We start from the raw sequence: 3,105 nt of genomic DNA on the forward strand, positions 1-3,105 counted from the left end.
GCTCGTGACCGTCGAACAGCGCGTCGACGTCGATCTCGACCGCGTCGTCGATGAAGCGGTCCACCAGCACCGGGTGCTCGGGGCTGATCTCGGTCGCCGCGTCGATGTAGGCGCGGAGCCGGTCGTCGTCGTAGACGATCTCCATGCCCCGACCGCCCAGGACGTACGACGGGCGCACCAGCACCGGGTAGCCGATGTCGTCGGCGATCCGCTTGGCGTCCGCGAACGTGACGGCCATGCCGTGCTTGGGGGCCGGCAGCCCGGCGTCGGCGAGCACCTTGCCGAACGCGCCGCGCTCCTCCGCGAGGTGGATCGCCTCGGGCGTGGTCCCGACGATCTTCACGCCGGCGTCGGCGAGGCCCTGCGCGAGCCCGAGCGGCGTCTGCCCACCCAGCTGGCAGATGACCCCGGCGATCGGGCCGGCCTGCTCCTCGGCGTGCACGATCTCCAGCACGTCCTCCAGCGTGAGCGGCTCGAAGTAGAGCCGGTCGGAGGTGTCGTAGTCGGTGGAGACGGTCTCGGGGTTGCAGTTGACCATGATCGTGTCGTAGCCGGCCTCGCTCAGCGCGAGGGAGGCGTGCACGCACGAGTAGTCGAACTCGATGCCCTGGCCGATCCGGTTGGGCCCGCTGCCCAGGATGATGACCGCCTCGCGCTCGCGGGGCACCACCTCGGTCTCCTCGTCGTACGACGAGTAGTGGTACGGCGTGGTCGCGGCGAACTCCGCGGCGCAGGTGTCCACCGTCTTGTAGACCGGCCGCAGGCCGAGCGCCTGGCGGACGCCGCGGACGACGTCCTCGCGCATCCCGCGGATCGCGGCGACCTGGGCGTCGGAGAAGCCGTGCCGCTTGGCGAGGCGCAGCGTCTCCACGTCGAGCTTGGGAGCCTGCGCCACCTCGTCGGCGACCTCCTTGATCAGGAACAGCTGGTCGACGAACCACGGGTCGATCGCGGTGTGCTCGAAGACCTGCTCCGGCGTCGCCCCCGCCCGGATGGCGTCCATGACGGTGCGCAGCCGACCGTCGGTGGGCCGCCGGGAGGTCTCGAGCAGCGTGGCGGCGTCGCCGACCGGCTCAGCGAAGTCGAAGACCGCGCCCTTGCTCTCCAGGGAGCGCAGGGCCTTCTGGAGTGCCTCGGTGAAGTTGCGGCCGATGGCCATCGCCTCGCCGACGCTCTTCATGTGCGTGGTCAGCGTGGTGTCGGCGCCGGGGAACTTCTCGAACGCGAACCGGGGGACCTTGACCACCACGTAGTCGAGGGTGGGCTCGAACGACGCGGGCGTGCTGTGCCCGTCCTCGCGGACGGTGATGTCGTTGCGGATCTCGTCGAGCGTGTAGCCGATGGCGACCTTGGCGGCGATCTTGGCGATCGGGAAGCCGGTGGCCTTGGACGCGAGGGCGCTGGAGCGGGAGACGCGCGGGTTCATCTCGATGACGATCAGGCGACCGTCCTCGGGATTGACGGCGTACTGGATGTTGCAGCCGCCGGTGTCGACGCCGACCGCGCGGATGATCGCGATGGCCAGGTCGCGCATCTTCTGGTACTCGCGGTCGGTCAGCGTCAGCGCCGGCGCGACCGTGATCGAGTCGCCGGTGTGCACGCCCATCGGGTCGAGGTTCTCGATCGAGCAGACGATCACGACGTTGTCCGCGGTGTCGCGCATGACCTCGAGCTCGTACTCCTTCCAGCCGAGGATCGACTCCTCGAGGAGCACCTCGGTGGTCGGGCTGGCCGCGAGGCCCGAGCCGCCGATGCGGCGCAGGTCCTTCTCGTCGTACGCCATCCCGGAGCCGGTGCCGCCCATCGTGAACGACGGGCGGACCACCATCGGGTAGCCGAGGTCGTCGGCCGCGGCGATCAGGTCGTCCATCGAGTGGCAGATCACCGAGCGGGCGCTCTCGCCGCCGAGCTCGGCGACGATCTTCTTGAAGACCTCGCGGTTCTCGCCGCGGTCGATGGCCTCGATGCTGGCGCCGATGAGCTCGACGCCGTACTTCTCCAGCACGCCCTGCTCGTCCAGCGCCATCGCGCAGTTCAGGGCGGTCTGGCCGCCGAGGGTCGCGAGGAGGGCGTCGGGACGCTCCTGGGCGATGACCTTCTCGACGTACTCCGGCGTGATCGGCTCGACGTACGTCGCGTCGGCGAACTCGGGATCGGTCATGATCGTGGCCGGGTTGGAGTTGACCAGGACGACCCGCAGGCCCTCCTCCTTGAGCACCCGGCACGCCTGGGTGCCGGAGTAGTCGAACTCGCACGCCTGGCCGATGATGATCGGCCCGGAGCCGATGACCATGACGCTGCGGATGTCCTCGCGCTTCGGCATCTCAGGCCTCCTTCCGCTCGTTCATGAGGGCGACGAACCGGTCGAAGAGGTACGCCGCGTCGTGCGGGCCGGCAGCGGCCTCGGGGTGGTACTGCACCGAGAAGCTGAGCAGGTCGCCGTCGGCGGAACGCAGCTCGAGGCCCTCGACGACGTCGTCGTTGAGGCAGACGTGGCTGACGCTCGCCTCGCCGTACGGCGTGGTGGTGCTGCCCACGAGGGGCGCGTCCACGGCGAACCCGTGGTTGTGCGCCGTGACCTCGACCTTGCCGGTGGTGCGGTCCATCACCGGCTGGTTGATGCCGCGGTGGCCGTAGGTCAGCTTGTAGGTGCCGAAGCCCAGGGCCCGGCCGAAGAGCTGGTTGCCGAAGCAGATCCCGAAGTAGGGCAGCCCGCGGTCGAGGGCGGCCTGCAGCAGCTCCACCTGTGCCGTGGTGGCCGCCGGGTCGCCGGGGCCGTTGGAGAAGAACAGTCCGTCGGCGCCGGTGGCGACGACCTCCTCGATCGTGCTCGTGGCGGGCAGCACGTGGACCTCGATGCCGCGCTCGCTCATCATCCGCGGGGTGTTGGCCTTGATCCCGAGGTCGACCGCGGCGACCGTGAAGCGCCTCTCACCGACGGCCGGGACGACGTACGCCTCCCGCGTGGAGACGGCCTCGCTGAGGTTGGCGCCCCGCATCTCGGCGGACGCGAGCACCCGCTCCAGCAGGGCGGCCGGGTCGGTCTCCGTGGTGGAGATGCCGACCCGCATCGCACCGCGCTCGCGCAGGTGCCGGGTCAGTGCC

The 3,105-nt window shown here is 70.1% G+C and carries 2 protein-coding genes; both read right to left on the reverse strand.

All coding sequences use genetic code 11. The features are described 5' to 3' along the window. The coding region (carB, locus tag ACXJKL_RS18085; protein ID WP_457208391.1) for a carbamoyl-phosphate synthase large subunit at positions 1–2,323 on the reverse strand (2,323 nt) is incomplete at its 3' end. 1 nt (position 2,324) lies between these two features. Then, on the reverse strand, positions 2,325–3,105 hold a 781-nt coding region (locus ACXJKL_RS18090; RefSeq protein WP_457208392.1), incomplete at its 5' end, for a carbamoyl phosphate synthase small subunit.

This window comes from Nocardioides sp. P5_C9_2, from assembly GCF_054049555.1.